Consider the following 17635-nt stretch of genomic DNA (forward strand, 5'->3'; position numbering starts at 1 on the left):
AATATATGAAAACCCATACATTCATAATACTAGCCGCTATACTTTGCTTGGTTTCTTGTAAAAAAGAAGCCAAGAAAGGTAAAGACGTTACCGCCGAGGCCGTTTCTCAAATAAGCAAGGAACTCTCCAACTCCGAAAGACACCACGAGTGGGTAGATTTAAAACGTGAAAAGGGTACTTTTAAAGCCTTTGTGGTTTATCCCGAAAGCAATGTTGCCACCGATGCCGTTATTGTAATACACGAAAACAGAGGATTAAACGACTGGGCACGTTCTTTTGCCGATAAACTGGCGGGCAAAGGATACCTTGTTATTGCCCCGGACATGATATCTAATACTGTTGAAGGAATTGAAAAAACAACCGATTTTGCCGATTCCGACAAAGCTCGGGAAGCCATCTATGCCTTAAGCCCAGATGGGGTTACAGCAGACCTGAACGCAGCTTTTGAATACATAAAAAAAGACCCGGCCAGTACCGGAAAAGTATCGGTGGTTGGCTTTTGTTGGGGCGGATCTCAAAGTTTTAGGTACGCCACTAACAACCCTGCCATAAACAAGGCTTTTGTGTTTTATGGCACCGCTCCCGAAGACAAAAATGCTCTGGAAAGCATTAATGCACCCGTATATGGTTTTTATGGTGGAAACGATAACCGCGTAAATGCAACCATTCCAGATACCAAAACTGCCATGCAGGAATTTGGCAAAACTTATGAGCCCGTAATTTACAACAGGGCCGGACATGCATTTATGAGAAGGGGCGCAGAAACCGATACCGATGAAGCCAACAAAAAAGCACACGATGAAGCTTGGGAACGATTGCTAAAATTGCTTAAATAATACCACATCGGGCGACTGTTTGCCAAGGTGTTTCTAACAAGCATACATACTTTAAGGTATTTTATACGTAACTATTGGCGTTTACTTAGTGGGTAAAACATTTAAATTGATTAGATTTGCCCTATTACACATTTGTTTATTCATGAGAAAAATAATTCTTATGGCATTGCTATGCACCATAGCAACTGCTAATGCACAAAATACCGGACTTTTTAAAGACGAAACTACATTTACAAGACAGGATACACTACGGGGCAGCATTACCCCGGAACGCGCTTGGTGGGACCTTAATTATTACGACCTCGATGTAACGGTAAAGCCAGACGAAAAGTACATCTCGGGTTTTAACACCATTCGTTATTTGGTATTGAACACAAATCAGGTAATGCAAATTGATTTACAGCCGCCATTGAAAATTGAAAATGTAACACAAAACGGTAAAAAACTGGATTTTACAAATGATGGAAATGCACACTTTATAACCCTAAAGGAAAAACAAAAGGTGGGCGATTACAATGAAATTATTGTTTATTATTCCGGACATCCAAAAGAAGCCATAAGAGCCCCATGGGATGGAGGTTTCTCATGGAAAAAAGACAAAAACGGAAAAGATTTTATTGCCACATCCTGTCAAGGGCTTGGTGCCAGCGTATGGTGGCCCAATAAAGACCATATGTACGACGAAGTAGACAGCATGAAAATAAGTGTTACCGTGCCCAAAGACCTTACGGAAGTCTCTAACGGCAGGCTTATTGGCGTAGACGAGCATAAAGAAACAAAAACCTTTCATTGGTTTGTAAGCAACCCAATAAACAATTACGGGGTCAATATAAACATTGGCGATTATGTACATTTTGGAGAGGTATACCAAGGCGAAAAAGGTCCGCTGGATATGGATTATTATGTATTGAGCTATAATTTGGATAAGGCCAAGGAGCAATTTAAGCAAGCCCCTAAAATGATGGAAGCCTTTGAACATTGGTTTGGCCCATACCCCTTTTACGAAGACAGCTATAAACTTGTGGAAGTGCCTTATTTAGGCATGGAGCACCAAAGTTCTGTTACCTATGGAAATAAATACGAAAATGGCTATTTGGGCCGTGACCTTTCTGGTACGGGCTGGGGCTTAAAATTCGATTTTATCATTATTCACGAAAGCGGACATGAATGGTTTGCCAACAACATTACCTATAAAGATATTGCCGATATGTGGGTACATGAAAGCTTTACGGCCTATTCAGAAAATTTATATTTAGATTATTACTTTGGAAAAGAAGCCTCTGCCGAATATGTAATCGGTACACGAAAGGCCATAAGAAACGATATCCCGATTATTGGCAAATACGATGTTAACAACGAAGGTTCGGGCGATATGTATTACAAAGGCGCCAATATGTTGCATACCTTGCGCCAGCTAGTTGAAGATGATGAAAAATGGCGTTCCATACTTCGAGGCCTAAATAAAGATTTTTATCATCAAACGGTAAAAACTAAACAAATTGAAGATTACCTATCTGAAAAAACCGGTATTGACCTTTCGGCATTTTTTAATCAGTATTTACGCACGGTCATGGTACCCAATTTAAACTACAAAATAGAAGGAAAAACACTAAGCTATAAATATACCGATGTTGTTGAAAACTTTGACATGCCGGTACAGGTATTGGTTAACGGCGAAGAACAATGGATACAACCAAATAAAGACTGGCAAGAGTTAACTGCCAAAACAAACATAAATAGCTTTGAGGTAGATAACGATTTTTACATCTATCATACAGAAATAAAATAATTGCTTGAGGAATTTTAAGATTAAAGCAACCCGATAGTTTTTGAATGTGCAATTGCAATAGAACTATCTACAAAATAGCAAGTCGGCACTTTAAATGTTTCAATATTTTGTAACATTTTTACCGTCTTGCTATTTTGTTTATTAGTGGTTTGCCTAATATATACAGCAGCGACATTTTTAGGGAAGTACTTTACAATTTCTTCATAAATACCGGGATCTTTTTGAGAATCGTCCCCCATTAAAACAAAATTCATCTGCGGATAAAATTCAAGGATATCTTTAATCTTATTGAATTTATGCCTGTGATTTCCCCTACCGGAAAACAAGAAGTCTGTTAGTCCCGATTTTATTTTTTTCAGTTTAAAAACCGCTTTGGGCAATTGATGAAGTTTTGTAAAATTCAATATAAAACTATATAAATTCCATTCACTGCTGGAAACATAGAAAAAGGTATTGATTTCCATTTTATCGGTTCTCCCGGCCTTGCTCAAGAGCGAATAGTGAGTGGCTACATCATCAAATATTTTACGTTTTTGTACATTCTTGGTCAGCAAAACATACAGCTTCTTAAAAATATTGTTGGTATGCGAAATAAGAAAGGTATCATCTATATCTGAAATAACCCCGATTTTCCCTGGAAAGGGTTTTAAAAATTCGCTTTCCGCCTCTACCATATGCCCTTTGTAATACGCCTCTACCCTATAGGCATGCCAACCTGCATCTATGCCATTGCACGGTATGCAGACTCTAAAATAACCTTCGTACGTAGTTTGGGTAGAAATTTCCCGATTGTTAAAATAGACTTTTATCCTAGCATTTTTTAATGTTTTAATGGTAAACATTTCAAAAACGCCTTTGGCATGCCTATACCCTTTTTTATCGGTTAACAAATATTCGGGCGCCAACGATTTAAAAACATGCCCAAACAATATTACTTGTTCTTCGTTGGCATATCCCCTGTAAAGACTAAGATCGAATTTCATGTATCTTTTACCTTTTCTTTAGTAAATCAAGTTAGTTATTTTAATTAACTTAGATAAAAAGTCGTGCTATAAATGAATACAGCCCATAAAATTTTGTTAGTAGTAAATCCAATATCGGGAAATACAAAGAAGGAGAACATTATAGAGCAGGCACAAAAAGAAGCAAAGGCAATAAAAAAGCAATTAGAAATTTATACCACAAAAGGTAAAAGCGACAAAGACAATTTAATAAAACTGCTAGAGAAAAACCATTTTGAAAAATTGATAATCGCTGGCGGCGATGGCACCATAAAGCTTGGCGTTAGCGCAGTTATGGAAATCCATAAAAACATTCCCATTGGAATTATCCCTGCCGGAAGTGCCAATGGCATGGCGGTAGAGCTCAACCTGCCCCTAGACATACAAAAAGCCATACGCCATGCGCTAAAAAACACTCCAAAACCTGTAGATATTGTACAAATAAACGGCGAAGCATCCATCCATATAAGCGATATCGGCATTAATGCGGCGCTCATTAAAAATTACGACCAAAGCAACATCAGGGGAAAACTGGGCTATGCGCTACAGTCCATACCAACGCTTATTAATTTTAAGGAGCCTTTTCATTATAAAATCAATGCCAACGGAAAAGTTTTCTCTGGAGATGCCATCATGGTAGCTTTTGCAAATGCCCAAAAATATGGCAATGGCGCTGTTATTAATCCGCAAGGGAAATTAAACGACGGTAAATTTGAAATACTTATTTTTAAGTCGTTACAAATACCCAAGATTCTGGAAACTGTTTTTAACGAGGTTCCCATAGATGAAGAATTTATAGAGATTATTAAAACCAACAAAGCGGTTATTAACACAAAAAACCCTGTTCCGCTACAAATTGACGGGGAATATGGCAGGGAAACAAATTTTGTAGAAATCTCAATAGCCCACAAACAGTTACAAATAATATATTAGACTCTCTTTATCAATGTTTAGCCTACTTTAAAATAACATTTTTCGGATATACAAATATCTTTTTTCCTTCAAAAGAGCAAGATTCAATACGTGAAAACTTCGTTAATTACGCTTTAACATTTTGGCGTTGGCTTATATCTTCTTAATTTTAGATTCAACTTAAAAAATTCAATACAATGAAAAAAATAGGAATTTCAATTATAGCATTGACCTTGCTAGTAGGTGTTAGCTGTAAACAGAAAGAAAATAAAAAAGATGATGCTACCGAAAAAGAGACCGTGACAGAAGTTAAAAAAGATGCTCCAAAGGAAGCAAAAAAAGTAAAAGTTTCCATGGAAGCAAAAAGCGACTCGAATGTTAGCGGAAACGTAGTTTTTAAAGAAGAAAGCGGTATCGTTACCATGACAGCTGTTTTTGATGGCTTGGAGCCCGGTGAGCACGCAATACATTTACATGAAAAAGGAGATTGCAGTTCCCCAGATGGAAAATCTGCTGGAGGCCACTGGAATCCCACGCACGAAAAGCACGGTAAATGGGGCAGCCCAGATGGTTACCACAAAGGGGATATCGGTAATTTTACTGCCGACGATAACGGAAACGGGACCATTACCTTTAAAACCGACGAATGGTGCATAGGCTGTGGAGACGAGAAAAAAGATATTTTAGGTAAAGGTGTAATTGTACACCAAGGAGTCGATGACTTTACATCTCAACCCAGCGGCGATGCCGGATCTCGCGTAAGTTGTGGTGGCGTTATTGAATAATAAAATACTTACATATATAATTGAAAAAGACTGCAATTCATGCAGTCTTTTTTGTGTATGTAAAAACTAATTCGTTACTTTAGAGAACTAACCCTCATTTTTTGGCATGGAACAAGAAACACTTATGCAACGTATCAAAGAGAAAGACCCCATTGCTTTTGATACTTTATACCAAAACTACTCTAAAAGTTTATTAGGCGTTATATACAACATTGTAAAAAATGAGGAAGTAGCCGAAGAGGTATTGCAAGATGTATTTATTAAAATCTGGAACAAAGCCGACACATATTCTGCTTCCAAAGGCCGTATATTTACATGGATGCTCAATGTTGCCAGAAATGCAGCTATAGACAAAACACGTTCTAAAGGTTTCAACAAGGATAAGAAAAACCTAAGCGCAGAAAACTTCGTAGATATCATAAAAGACAATAACAATTTAAACAATCAAGTTGATGCCATTGGAATTTCTAAATACATCGAAAAATTAAAAAAAACCTGTAGGTCGCTTATAGAGTTATTATACTTTAAAGGATTTACACAAAAAGAAGCCTCAGAAGAACTAAACATCCCTATCGGAACCGTGAAGACAAGAAACAGAAACTGCATTGGTAACCTAAGGGAAATGCTACTTAACTAATGGAAATAAGAGAATATATAGAATCTGGAATTTTAGAGCTGTATGTTGCGGGCGTGCTTACCGAAAAAGAAAATGAAGAAGTAACCGAAGCGATAAAAAAACATCTCGATCTTCAATCTGAAGTTGAAGAAATAGAAACCGCCATTATAAAATTAACGGCGGCAGTTGCACCAAAAGATGCCCAAAAACTATACAACAAAATAAAAACTGCGGTCCTAAACCAACCAAAAGTAGTAGCATTGCCACACAAACGTTACAATTGGGCGGCATATACGGGCTGGGCGGCAGCAGTTGTACTGGCCGCAGGTATTTTCTACCTGTCTAACAAAAACAGCGACCTTGAATACAAGCTGCAATCTTCTGATGCCAAAAACGCAGTACTAGAAACCAAAATAGCCGAAGCCAATGAAAGCCTTGAAAAAGCCGAAGAATTAGTTAGCTTATTGAGGGACAAAAACATTCAAACCATCAATCTGGGAGGGCAAACGGTATCACCCCAGTCGTATGCCAAAGTGTATTGGAAACAAGAAGACAATGTGGTTTACATAGATGCGCAAGGCCTGCCCGAACCCCCACCCGGAAAAGTATATCAGGTATGGTCTCTTACATTGGAGCCCTTAACCCCTACCAGCATAGGTTTGCTGGACAATTTTACCTCGGATGACAATAAAGTCTTCGAGCTAAAAAACGCAAACCAATCGGAAGCCTTTGGTATTACACTTGAACCGGCCGGCGGTAGCGAAACGCCAACCATGGAACAATTGTATACTTTAGGAGTGGTTGGGTCTTAAAAAAATAATAATCTAAATTTGTATTTTTAGTTTATTAACACAGCTTATGTACGACCGTTTTTTTGGAGACAACGAATATAAAGGCCAAAATTTTCAGCAAGCTGCACTTGAAAAAGGAGAATACGACAATTGCCCTTTTTACAACTGCAATTTTAAACAGTCAGACATTACCAATGTAAGCTTTACTGAATGTAGCTTCCACGATTGCGATTTTAGTATGGCAAACATAAAAAACAGTGCCTTTAAAGAAGTCCACTTTTACAATTGTAAGCTTATGGGGCTACATTTTGACACGTGCAATCCTTTTTTGCTTTCTTTTAATTTTGAAGATTGCATTTTAAATTTTTCTTCTTTTTACAAACTGAAGCTTAAAAAAATGCTCTTTAAAAAATGTAGTATGGAACAGGTAGATTTTACCGAAACCGACCTAACAGAATGTGTTTTGGATAACTGCAATTTAGAGAATGCCATTTTCCACAACACCGTTTTAAGAGCAGCCGATTTAAGCACTTCTTACAACATGACTATCGACCCTGAAATAAACCAACTGCAAAAGGCAAAATTTTCAACCAAAGGGGCATTGTCTTTATTAAAAAAATACAACATTAAGATTGAATTGTAAAAAACCCTTGCTTATGGAAACAAGGGTTTTTCTACAAAATTATATCATGTTAAAATAAGACATTACTTTTTCAAACCTACTTTATGCCCATGCAGTGCATAATAAAGAATTATGGCATAACAGGGGAATAATATCCAATACCCGGTAGTTGCCGCTTCGGCAGTGGCCGTTGCTTTGTCTACCCCTTCAGAAATTAGGTTTAGCTTATTAGAATCTACCAAAACCCCATACAAAGGCGGAATAATGGCCCCTCCGGAAATTGCCATTACCAATAATGCCGAAGCCGTTTTGGTAAATTTCCCCAAACCATTGAGTGCCAATGGCCATATGGCCGGCCAAACAAGGGCATTTGCAATCCCTAAAGCGGCTACAAATAATACGGAGGTAAATCCTGTGGTAGCAATAATACCTATTCCAAACACTATTCCCAGGACAGCACTTACTTTTAAGGCCGTATTCTGGCTTATATACTTTGGTATTAAAAAGACCCCCAAAGCATAGGTTCCCACCATGGCCATAAGCGTCATTAACGTAAACGATTTTGCTTCTTCGCCGGGCATTCCCAATGAAAGCCCGTATGAAATAATGGTATCGCCCGCTATTACTTCTACCCCAACATATACAAATAAGGCCAATACGCCCAACCACAAATGAGGGAATTGAAAAATACTCTTTTTCTTGGTTATAACCCCTCCTTCAACTTCTGTTTCTTCAATTTCTTCGGCTTCAACATGTGGCAAAGGAGCTTTTGTTATTAAAATGGCCAAAATAAACAGTACAATGGCCATGGTAATGTATGGCATTACAACACTGTCGGCCATTTCGTTTAGCAAGGTTATTTTTTCATCGGCCGAAACCTGTAGCAATCGCTCCTTAATTTCATCGATCCCCGACAATAAAATTGCGCCAAATATAAACGACCCCAAAGCACCTGCTGTTTTATTGGCAATCCCCATAATGGCAATACGCTTTGCGGCACTTTCCATTGGGCCTAAAATGGTGATATATGGGTTTGATGCTGTTTGTAAGATGGTCATTCCCAAACCTTGTATAAAAATTCCGGTAAGGAATATCCAATATGTCCTGGCCTCGGCAGCTGGTATAAAGACCAACGCCCCAATTGCCATAATGGCCAACCCTAGGGACATTCCCTTTTTGTAACCTACTTTTTCTATTATATAAGAAGAAGGCAGGGCCATTACCACAAACGAAATATAAGAAGCCGAAGCTACCAAATACGATTGCGCGTCGGATAAATCGTTAATCGTTTTCATAAACGGAATCAGCGCCCCGTTGATCCAGGTTACAAACCCGAAAATAAAAAATAATCCGGCAATGATCATTATTGGCACCAGCGTATTGGATTTTTGTGAGGTAGTTGTCATAATTATTCAGTGTGACTTAGTTAATATTAATTTATTTGATTATTCGCTCAAGAAATTCCCTTTATTTTTCAAAATGCGCTCTTTGGCATATTTGGCATAATTTCTACCTATCGGGATTTTTTTATTTTCAATCTCTATCAAATTTCCTTCAATAGATTTTACTTTGTCTATGGCGATGGTGTATGATTTATGTACCCTTATAAAATTTTCTGAAGGCAATTCTTCGCTAATGCTCGATAAGGATTTATGAGATATATAAGTTCCTTCCCTACTATGGAGCTTTATGTAGTCTTTTAAACTTTCAATATATAAAATATCGTGTAAAAATATTTTAATAAGCTTTTTATCTACTTTTAAAAATACGTGCGGATCTTGGTCAAAATCTACTGTTTGCTTAATTCCGTTTAAGACCATCAATCTTGCGGTAAGCTTGTTCATGGACTTTAAAAAGCGGTTAAAAGGAATCGGTTTTACCAGATAATCCAAAACTTCCAGTTCATAGCTTTCAATGGCATATTCCCTATAAGCAGTGGTAACTATAACCAAGGGATGTTCTTTTAAGTTCCTTAAAAACTCCAATCCGTTCATTTTTGGCATGTTAATATCCAGAAAAATCACATCTATTTCTTGATTTTCCAATACCTGTAGTGCATTTATCGGGTTGTTAAAAGCGCCAACTATCTCCATGTTTTTAAATTCCTCGATATACGATTTAATAACATCGACTGCTAAAGGTTCATCGTCTATTATTAGGCACTTTATATTCATTGAATGGGGATTTTTAGTATAACTACAAACATATCATTATTTATATCAGTCATCAAGTCAAATTTATCTTTATATAAAATTTCAAGCCTTCTTCGCATATTTTTAAGTCCAATACCTCCCTTCTTCTTTATCTTGTCCGGATGGATGTCGAAATTATTTACGGTTTTAAAAATAAGTTGTCCGCCTTTTTTTTCAAATGAAATGGAAAGCTTCAGTTTTTTATCGTTCTGGACACCGTGCTTAAAAGAATTTTCTATAAAAGGAAGAAACAACAAAGGGGGAATAATAATGCCGTCTATGTCTCCACTTATTTTAATTTCAGATTCAATATTATATTCATATCGTAATTTTTCCAGTGCAATATAATTGTCTATATAATTTATTTCTTCTATTAAAGGAAGCCGTTTTTTACTGGCGTCATAGATTACATAATGCATAATATCGGACAGGCGCAGGACAACATCCGGGGCCTGGGCCGACTTTTTCAAGGTCAGTGCATATAGATTGTTAAGCGTATTGAAAAAGAAATGCGGTTGCATTTGTGCCTTTAAATATTTTAGTTCGGTTTTGTACTGTAATTCCCTTAACTGTCGGTTTTGGTTATGCTCGTTTATGTAATCTACCGTAAATTTTATGGCAGCGGTAATTCCTATTACATAAAATTCACCAAGGCTTACCGCCACAATATGGTTAAACCCAAAAGCTTCCTGCGTTCCTTGGGCTTCCGGCCAAATATCTTTGGTAACCAACCAATAATTAAGAGCCGTCCTGGTAACATAATGAATCCCTAAAAGTGCAAGTAAACAAACAATATACAGTACATATTTCTTTTTAAAAATGAGTTTCGGTATTAAATAATAAATGTTAAAGTACACTATTATTATATGCAACGGAAATTCCACCAGATTGGATGAAAACGAATATGAATAATCATTAAAATAACTTCCCCACCTTACAAAGTTTATAAGAAAATATATCGCCCAAAAGTACAAATGGTACTTTAACTCTATCGTTTTCGTTGTTGCAGAATCACTTGCGTTCATATTAAATAAAATTCACCATTTTAGTCATTTTGCTTAAAAATCCGTGAAAAAATATGACTATTTGCATGAATAACCAAAAGATTTTTAAAAATGATGAAGTTAAAAAAACCGTTATCCAAAAATTGATGTTGTTTGTTGGAAGAATGATGCTGTTGGTATAAAAAGATTTTTGGACTACAGCTATTGAAGTAATTTTTAACCATTAATTAACAAATTGATAATATGAAACAAAAAAATTTACTTTTCATTCTCTTATCACTCATATCTATATATGGTGTATTTGGGCAAGAAGTTCAAATTACCGGAGTGGTAACGAGTAGTTTCGATGATGTCCCGTTACCGGGAGTAAACATTACCATCGTCGGGACTTCTGTAGGAACGCAAACCGATTTTGATGGAAATTACACCATTGATGCCAATCCCGGAGATGTAATCCGGTTTTCTTATATCGGCATGAAACCCACAGAGGTTACCGTTGGCTCACAGACCAACATTAATGTAACCCTGGAAGAAGACAGCCAACAATTAGATGCTGTTATCGTTACCGCATTGGGTATCGAAAAAGAAGAAAAAGCACTTACTTATGCAGCGCAAGAAGTTGGGGGCGACGAGCTAACAAGGGTTAAACAAACCAACCCCATAAACAGCTTATCGGGAAAATCTGCCGGGCTTACCATTACAAGGAGTTCTTCTGGTGCCGGTGGAGCCGCAAAGGTTGTATTAAGGGGTAACTCTTCTACCACCAACAACGACCCTCTGTATGTTATAGATGGGGTGCCAATGCTCAACAACGGTAACGGTTCTAACGGGGCCGAGCCCGGCACCGATGTTTTTGGTGGCCAAACAGGAAACAGGGATGGTGGCGACATTATGTCTATGATCAACCCCGACGATATTGAAAGCATGACCGTACTAAAAGGTGCTTCTGCATCGGCTCTTTACGGTAGCCAAGGGGCAAATGGTGTTATTTTAATTACTACCAAAAAAGGTAAAGATGGTGCATTGTCCGTAAACTTTAATACAAGCTTTACGGTAGACAATGTTATGTCGCTGCCAAAACTGCAAGACGAATACCAATCGAACTCGGTAGGACAGCCCATTGCAGAAAATGGTTTTGTAACCGACCCCAAATCGTGGGGTGCAAAAGCCGATGGTCTTGACAACGATGCCAAAGATTTCTTTCAAACTGGTTACACATCAATCAACTCACTTTCTTTAACTGCCGGAAACCAAAAAGCACAAACATATTTCTCGTATGCAAATACCAGCGCCGAAGGTGTAATCCCGGGAAATAAGCTTTTAAGAAATAACTTGACACTTAGGGAAACCGCTAAGTTTTTAGATGAAAAAATAGACGTTTCGGCAAGCATCAACCTTTCCGACCAGAGAATATGGAACCGCCCGACGAACGGACTGTACTCTAACCCGCTTACGGGTGTTTATTTGCATCCCGTTGGCATCAGCAGGGAAACTTATAAAAATAAGTATGAGTATTTTGATGCCGAAACAAATATGATGGACCAGTATGCAACTTCTTTTGATGAAAACATACAACAAAACCCATATTGGCTAATTAATAGAAACCCAACAAAAGATATAGCACAACGCGTGCTTGCCAACGTATCGGTAAAATATCAAATTACAGATGATTTTTCGTTACAATCCAGAGGAAGTTTAGACAAATCTTTCTTCACTTTTGACAAGAGGATGTATGCCGGGACAGACCCGAACGTAACAGGTACGAATGGGCGTTACATTTACGAAAAAACAGAAAATACACAACATTACATAGACCTCATTGCTAATTATTCAAAAGATCTTAGTGAAGATTTTTCAGTTTCGGCATTGGTAGGTACTAGTTTGACCAAATACAAAATCGGAGATCAATTGTATATCGATTCTGGCAGGGACGGAACTGCGTTAAACTATCCAAACATTTTCAACATTGCAAACATCACCACAACCAATAATATGCGTCAATCCGTTGGAAACAGGGACGTACAATCGGTTTTTGGTTCAGCAAATTTCGACTTTAAAGGGATGCTTTATTTAGACGTAACCGGGAGAACCGACTGGTCGTCAACATTGGTAAATACCGATAGTTATTCATTTTTCTATCCATCGGTAGGTTTAACCGGGGTTCTATCAGAAATGTTTACCATGCCCGAAGCCATTTCATTTGCAAAAATAAGGGGGTCTTATGCCGAAGTTGGTAAAGACATTCCTGTATATGCAACAGTACCAATTAATCAAATAAACGATGCCAATAAATATGTTGGGGTTCCGGTATTTGCTCCTATTGAAGGAGAAACATTAAAACCGGAAAGACAAAAATCTTTTGAAATTGGTACCGAATGGCGCTTTTTTCAAAATCGTCTAGGCTTTGATTTTACCTATTACAATACCAAAACAACCGACCAGATTTTTTACATTCAGGCACTTCCCAATCCCGAGGGATATTCACAGAATATTGTAAATGCAGGTGAAATTTCCAATACAGGGGTTGAAATTGTACTAAACGGGAAACCCTTTTATAACGACAAGTTCAAGTGGAATACTGCTTTTAACTTCGCAAAAAACGATAACAAAGTAGTCTCTGTTCACCCGGCACTTCAAAATAATGAAGCCATCATAACAGCACATGGTGTAAATGGTTACGAATATTCATTAGTGGAAGGAGAAGATTTTGGTAGTATCAAGGCAAGATCTTTAATAAGAGACGGGAATGGCACCCCAATGGTAAATTCTTCCGGAACTTTAATGGCTACCGATTTTGAAACCGTAGCACATGCCCAACCAGATTTTACCCTGGGATGGAACAACTCGTTTGATATCGGGAATTTTACGTTGAGCTTTTTAATAGACGGGAAATTTGGCGGTGATGTATTGAGTGTTACAGAGGCTATAAACGATTATTACGGGGTATCCAAAGCTACTGCCGACGTTAGAAACACCAATGGAGGCATGATTGATGTTGTGGACGAAAGTGGAAATCCGTCGCAGATTTCTGCCCAGGAATATTATACCGCTGTTGGCGGTAGGGCCGGTATGCTTGGCGAATATGTATACGATGCTACAAATGTTAGCTTACGGGAGTTTTCAATTGGGTATAGGCTCAATATGAAAGACAGCTTTGTACAGAGAATCAATTTCTCCTTAATTGCAAACAATTTATTTTTCTTTTATAAAGATGCGCCGTTCGACCCAAATATTACAGCTAGTACCGGTTTAGGACTTCAAGGTGTAGATATTTATAACCAACCTTCTACAAGAAGTATCGGGTTAAACATTAACGTAAATTTCTAAGAACAAGAAAATATGAAAAAACTAATAACATATACACTCGCTTCGGTTCTCGCCATTAGCTTGGTAAACTGTACCGAGGATTTTGATGACATCAATACCGATCCTTACGGGATTTCAGATGAAAGTCTAAAACAACAATTCAATAATATCGGGGCCAAGTTCCCACCCATGTTTGCCAACGTTATCCGTATAGAGCCTGCATGGAACTATCAATTGCAACATAACTTAAACGCAGACCTTTTTTCGGGTTATATGACCTCGCCAACCCCCTTTTCGGGTAACATTAACAACCAGACCTATAGTTTGGTAAGTGGCTGGAACCAGACTATCTGGACCGATGCCTACGATGCCAACGAAGGTAATGGTATAATGCCATATGCAAGGGGCGTGCATGAACAGGTACAAACAGTTGACAATGAAAATGCCATTATGTTTACCTATTTGTCTGATATTATAAAAGTAATGGGAATGCACCGTATTTCTGATGTCTTTGGACCTATACGCTATACAAAGTTCAACGATTATGAAACTACAGGACAATACGATTCGCAAGAAGAAGCATATCATGCATTTTTTACAGACTTGGGTACTGCCATTGATGAATTAAAAAAGTTTGAAGGAATAGATGCTTTTAAAAATTTTGATGCATCAATGTTCAAGGGAGATGTCACTATGTGGCGGGCCTTTGCCAATTCTTTGCGTTTGCGCTTGGCCATTAGGGTCTCTAACGTAGATCCGGCTTTGGCCAAAACCCAAGGAGAAAAATCGCTTTCCAGTGATGCCGGACTTCTATTGGAAGACAATATGGAAATAGATATGGGTGGCTTTGTACATCCTCTTTACACCATTAGCGATAGCTGGGGAGATATCCGTATGTCTGCCGAAATGGAATCTGTTTTAAAAGGTTTTAATGACGGAAGGCTGGAAACGTATTTCATGCCAGCTTTAGGAAATGGTGTTGAAGGCGAATACAAAGGTATAAGGATGGGAGTTGCCATTGAAGCTAAATCAGAATATGGCGATCATTCAAAATTAGGTGAATATTTAAAAGATTTAACTTATAAAGACTGGATGACCTCTGCAGAAGTTTATTTCCTAAAAGCGGAAGCCGCACTTAGGGGATGGGCTGGCGCCGGTGATGCCCAGACCAATTACGAGAACGGTATCAAGGCCTCTTTTGCCCAACACGGTGTTGGCGGTGCAGATGATTATATTGCAGACAACACAAGCACCCCAGCAGATTATGTAGACGCCATAAACCCAGCTAATGATTATGCATATCCCTCGGATGTAAAAATAGCATACAATGCTACCGGGACCAAAGAAGAACAATTAGAGCAGATCATCACCCAAAAATGGATTGCCATGTTCCCTGATGGCCAGGAAGCTTGGAGTGAATACAGACGCACCGGATATCCCAAAGTCTTCCCCGTTGTAATAAATAACAGCGGAGGAGAGATTGATACCGATATCCAAATAAGAAGGATCAACTTTGTAGATTCAGAAAAAAACACCAACGGTGCAAATGTAGAAGCCGCCACTTCCCTATTGAAAGGGCCAGACAATGGTGGAACGCGTTTATGGTGGGACACGGGATCAAACACTTTTTAGCCAACTAAAGCCAATGATTTAAAATTGCAGACAGGCTCGTAACGAGCCTGTCTTTTAAAAAAAGAACGAGAAAAAGAATATAAAAAGGCTATTAAAAATGATACAAGAAATTAAGTACAAACAGGTAGGTAAGTTTGAAGACACCAAATTTGAAAAAATTCATAATGAAATCTTTAACGATTCTAATTATGCTTCTGTTTTGGTGGCCCATGAAATTGCCGAACTTATCAAACAAAGGCAACAGGAAGGTAGGCCTTGTGTTCTCGGGCTTGCAACAGGATCGTCCCCAATTAAAGTTTACGAAGAACTTGTAAATCTTCATAAAAAAGGCGAACTCAGTTTTTACAATGTAATTACCTTCAATCTGGATGAATACTATCCAATGGAACCTAAAAACCGCCAGAGTTATTACTATTTCATGCACCAACATTTGTTTGACCATGTAGATATCAACCCAGAAAACATTAACATTCCTTCTGGGGAAGTCCCTCAAGAGGAGCTGGATCAATATTGTATTGATTACGATTTAAAAATAAAACAATTGGGCGGACTCGATTTTCAATTGCTGGGAATTGGAAGAACGGGACATATTGGTTTTAACGAACCCGGTTCGCATAAAAATTCGGGAACCCGGATTATTACCCTGGACCATGTTACCCGTCGTGATGCAGCATCCGATTTTAACGGAATAGAATACGTGCCCAAAAAGGCAATTACCATGGGGGTAAGCACCATCATGAAAGCAAAACGGATTATCATGCTGGCATGGGGGCACAAAAAAGCCTCTATTGTAAAAGAAACTATTGAAGGGCAAATTACCTCCAATATCCCCGCTACTTTTCTCCAAAATCATGACAATACCACCATGATTATGGATAACGAAGCAGCTTCAGAACTTACGCGGATTAAAACACCATGGATTGTTAGCCAATGTATCTGGACAGACGATTTAAAAGTGCGCGCTGTTACCTGGTTAAGCGAAGAATTGCAAAAACCCATTCTCAAGCTTACCGATAAAGATTATAATGAACACGGCATGGCAGGATTACTAACTATTGAAGGCTCAGCTTACAATCTTAACATTAAAATCTTTAACATGGTACAGCACACCATAACCGGTTGGCCGGGCGGTAAACCCAATGCCGACGATAAAAACAGACCAGAACGCGCCAATCCGGCAAAGAAAAGGGTTATTATTTTTAGTCCGCACCCGGATGATGATGTAATTTCCATGGGAGGTACTTTTTCACGATTAATCGAACAGGGGCACGAAGTACACGTAGCATATCAAACCTCTGGTAATATTGCCGTTACCGATGAAGAAGCACTTAAGTTTGCCGAAGTGGCCCAATTACTGGACAATGGTAAAGAGGAGACCAATTTTAGTAAAATCATAACTTTTCTTCAGAATAAAACAACGGCTTATGGAGACAGCATTGAAACCAGGAAGATTAAAGGCTTAATCCGAAGGATGGAATCGTATGGCGCAACAAGATATCTGGGACTCAACGATGCTAAAGTGCACTTTCTCGACCTCCCTTTTTATGAAACAGGCGAAGTAAAGAAAAATCCGGTTGGGGAAAATGATATTCAAATTATATCAGATTTAATTGCAAGTATTCAACCCCACCAAATATACGCTGCAGGAGATTTGGCAGACCCGCACGGAACGCACAAGCTGTGCCTTGATGCCATTTTTGAAACCATAGAACGCATAAAAGGGCAAAAATTTATGGAAGATTGCTGGGTTTGGCTATATCGCGGTGCATGGCACGAATGGGACATAGCCGACATAGAAATGGCCGTTCCTTTAAGCCCCGACGAGATGAACAAAAAAATAAATGCCATTCTTTTCCACCAATCGCAAAAAGACAGGGTAATGTTTCAAGGAGAAGATGCCCGCGAATTTTGGGTAAGGGCACAAGAAAGAAACAGAAATACAGCTTTACTGTACGATAACCTTGGCTTGGCAGAATACGAAGCCATTGAGGCATTTAAAAGATATCATTTTTAAGTTTTAAGTTAGTAGTTAGCAAATTTTATTTGCGTTAGTTTCTCAAAACAGCCTTTCTTTAAAGAAAGGCTGTTTTAAACTACCATGTAAATATTTGACGACACCGAAACCATGAAAATTGTTAAAGGTAAAAAC

General features: G+C 38.3%; 14 protein-coding genes. 10 read left to right on the forward strand and 4 right to left on the reverse strand.

What is annotated here, in order from left to right:
- Positions 1–5: 5 nt before the first annotated feature.
- Positions 6–836 carry a dienelactone hydrolase family protein gene (locus tag UXI14_RS12445; RefSeq protein ID WP_335966416.1) on the forward strand — a complete coding sequence of 277 codons (831 nt, stop codon included), beginning with the start codon at positions 6–8 and terminating at the stop codon, positions 834–836.
- Positions 837–978: 142 nt separating this feature from the next.
- Positions 979–2625, forward strand: coding sequence for a M1 family metallopeptidase (locus UXI14_RS12450; protein WP_335966417.1), 1647 nt, complete (start codon positions 979–981; stop codon positions 2623–2625).
- A gap of 20 nt (positions 2626–2645) precedes the next feature.
- Here the strand turns inward: UXI14_RS12450 and UXI14_RS12455 are convergent, their stop codons facing one another.
- A complete protein-coding gene (locus UXI14_RS12455) occupies positions 2646–3608 on the reverse strand; it encodes an App1 family protein (protein WP_335966418.1) in 963 nt (320 codons plus the stop codon).
- A gap of 72 nt (positions 3609–3680) precedes the next feature.
- Here UXI14_RS12455 and UXI14_RS12460 point away from each other — a divergent pair, with 72 nt between their 5' ends.
- The 5 genes from UXI14_RS12460 (at position 3681) to UXI14_RS12480 (ending at position 7373) form a co-directional block, all read left to right on the forward strand.
- On the forward strand, positions 3681–4559 hold the full coding sequence (locus UXI14_RS12460; protein ID WP_335966419.1) for a YegS/Rv2252/BmrU family lipid kinase: 879 nt from the start codon (positions 3681–3683) through the stop codon (positions 4557–4559).
- 176 nt (positions 4560–4735) lie between these two features.
- The gene (locus UXI14_RS12465; RefSeq protein ID WP_335966421.1) at positions 4736–5323 is read left to right on the forward strand and encodes a superoxide dismutase family protein; all 588 of its coding nucleotides are present in this window, start codon (positions 4736–4738) and stop codon (positions 5321–5323) included.
- 106 nt (positions 5324–5429) lie between these two features.
- Positions 5430–5960 carry a sigma-70 family RNA polymerase sigma factor gene (locus UXI14_RS12470; RefSeq protein ID WP_277900675.1) on the forward strand — a complete coding sequence of 177 codons (531 nt, stop codon included), beginning with the start codon at positions 5430–5432 and terminating at the stop codon, positions 5958–5960.
- Positions 5960–6751, forward strand: coding sequence for an anti-sigma factor (locus UXI14_RS12475; RefSeq protein ID WP_335966422.1), 792 nt, complete (start codon positions 5960–5962; stop codon positions 6749–6751). The genes UXI14_RS12470 and UXI14_RS12475 overlap by 1 nt, the downstream gene beginning before the upstream one ends.
- A gap of 46 nt (positions 6752–6797) precedes the next feature.
- Complete coding sequence (locus UXI14_RS12480) at positions 6798–7373, forward strand: pentapeptide repeat-containing protein (RefSeq protein ID WP_335966423.1); 576 nt, start codon at positions 6798–6800, stop codon at positions 7371–7373.
- A 62-nt stretch (positions 7374–7435) separates the two neighbouring features.
- On the opposite strand, the gene UXI14_RS12485 is transcribed toward UXI14_RS12480, so the two are convergent.
- The 3 genes from UXI14_RS12485 to UXI14_RS12495 are packed head-to-tail and all read right to left on the reverse strand — an operon-like array spanning position 7436 to position 10401.
- Positions 7436–8758 (reverse strand): sugar MFS transporter, encoded by a 1323-nt coding sequence (locus UXI14_RS12485; protein ID WP_335966424.1) that lies wholly within the window; start codon positions 8756–8758, stop codon positions 7436–7438.
- Positions 8759–8797: 39 nt separating this feature from the next.
- A complete protein-coding gene (locus tag UXI14_RS12490) occupies positions 8798–9526 on the reverse strand; it encodes a LytTR family DNA-binding domain-containing protein (RefSeq protein ID WP_277900671.1) in 729 nt (242 codons plus the stop codon).
- On the reverse strand, positions 9523–10401 hold the full coding sequence (locus tag UXI14_RS12495) for a histidine kinase (RefSeq protein WP_335966425.1): 879 nt from the start codon (positions 10399–10401) through the stop codon (positions 9523–9525). Before UXI14_RS12495 ends, UXI14_RS12490 begins: the two co-directional genes overlap by 4 nt.
- Positions 10402–10791: 390 nt before the next feature.
- On the opposite strand from UXI14_RS12495, the gene UXI14_RS12500 reads away from it, so the two are divergent.
- From UXI14_RS12500 to nagB, 3 genes are all read left to right on the forward strand, one after another.
- Positions 10792–13875: a SusC/RagA family TonB-linked outer membrane protein gene (locus tag UXI14_RS12500; protein WP_277900669.1), complete on the forward strand. Its 3084-nt coding sequence runs from the start codon at positions 10792–10794 to the stop codon at positions 13873–13875.
- A 12-nt stretch (positions 13876–13887) separates the two neighbouring features.
- Positions 13888–15486, forward strand: a complete 1599-nt coding sequence (locus tag UXI14_RS12505) for a RagB/SusD family nutrient uptake outer membrane protein (RefSeq protein ID WP_335966426.1) — start codon at positions 13888–13890, stop codon at positions 15484–15486.
- Between the two features lie 97 nt (positions 15487–15583).
- Positions 15584–17500 (forward strand): glucosamine-6-phosphate deaminase, encoded by a 1917-nt coding sequence (nagB, locus tag UXI14_RS12510; protein WP_335966427.1) that lies wholly within the window; start codon positions 15584–15586, stop codon positions 17498–17500.
- Positions 17501–17635: the final 135 nt, after the last annotated feature.

Origin of the sequence: Galbibacter sp. PAP.153, assembly GCF_037029175.1 — a bacterium.
GTDB classification, from domain to species: Bacteria; Bacteroidota; Bacteroidia; order Flavobacteriales; family Flavobacteriaceae; genus Galbibacter; species Galbibacter pacificus.

What these genes read in the sequence shown, in the direction of transcription:
- UXI14_RS12475 (WP_335966422.1), top strand. Translation starts at nt 5,960, where the DNA reads ATGGAAATAAGAGAATATATAGAATCTGGAATTTTAGAGCTGTATGTT.
- UXI14_RS12500 (WP_277900669.1), top strand. Translation starts at nt 10,792, where the DNA reads ATGAAACAAAAAAATTTACTTTTCATTCTCTTATCACTCATATCTATA.
- UXI14_RS12480 (WP_335966423.1), top strand. Translation starts at nt 6,798, where the DNA reads ATGTACGACCGTTTTTTTGGAGACAACGAATATAAAGGCCAAAATTTT.
- UXI14_RS12470 (WP_277900675.1), top strand. Translation starts at nt 5,430, where the DNA reads ATGGAACAAGAAACACTTATGCAACGTATCAAAGAGAAAGACCCCATT.
- UXI14_RS12445 (WP_335966416.1), top strand. Translation starts at nt 6, where the DNA reads ATGAAAACCCATACATTCATAATACTAGCCGCTATACTTTGCTTGGTT.
- UXI14_RS12455 (WP_335966418.1), bottom strand. Translation starts at nt 3,608, where the DNA reads ATGAAATTCGATCTTAGTCTTTACAGGGGATATGCCAACGAAGAACAA.
- UXI14_RS12460 (WP_335966419.1), top strand. Translation starts at nt 3,681, where the DNA reads ATGAATACAGCCCATAAAATTTTGTTAGTAGTAAATCCAATATCGGGA.
- UXI14_RS12485 (WP_335966424.1), bottom strand. Translation starts at nt 8,758, where the DNA reads ATGACAACTACCTCACAAAAATCCAATACGCTGGTGCCAATAATGATC.
- UXI14_RS12465 (WP_335966421.1), top strand. Translation starts at nt 4,736, where the DNA reads ATGAAAAAAATAGGAATTTCAATTATAGCATTGACCTTGCTAGTAGGT.
- UXI14_RS12450 (WP_335966417.1), top strand. Translation starts at nt 979, where the DNA reads ATGAGAAAAATAATTCTTATGGCATTGCTATGCACCATAGCAACTGCT.
- nagB (WP_335966427.1), top strand. Translation starts at nt 15,584, where the DNA reads ATGATACAAGAAATTAAGTACAAACAGGTAGGTAAGTTTGAAGACACC.
- UXI14_RS12505 (WP_335966426.1), top strand. Translation starts at nt 13,888, where the DNA reads ATGAAAAAACTAATAACATATACACTCGCTTCGGTTCTCGCCATTAGC.
- UXI14_RS12490 (WP_277900671.1), bottom strand. Translation starts at nt 9,526, where the DNA reads ATGAATATAAAGTGCCTAATAATAGACGATGAACCTTTAGCAGTCGAT.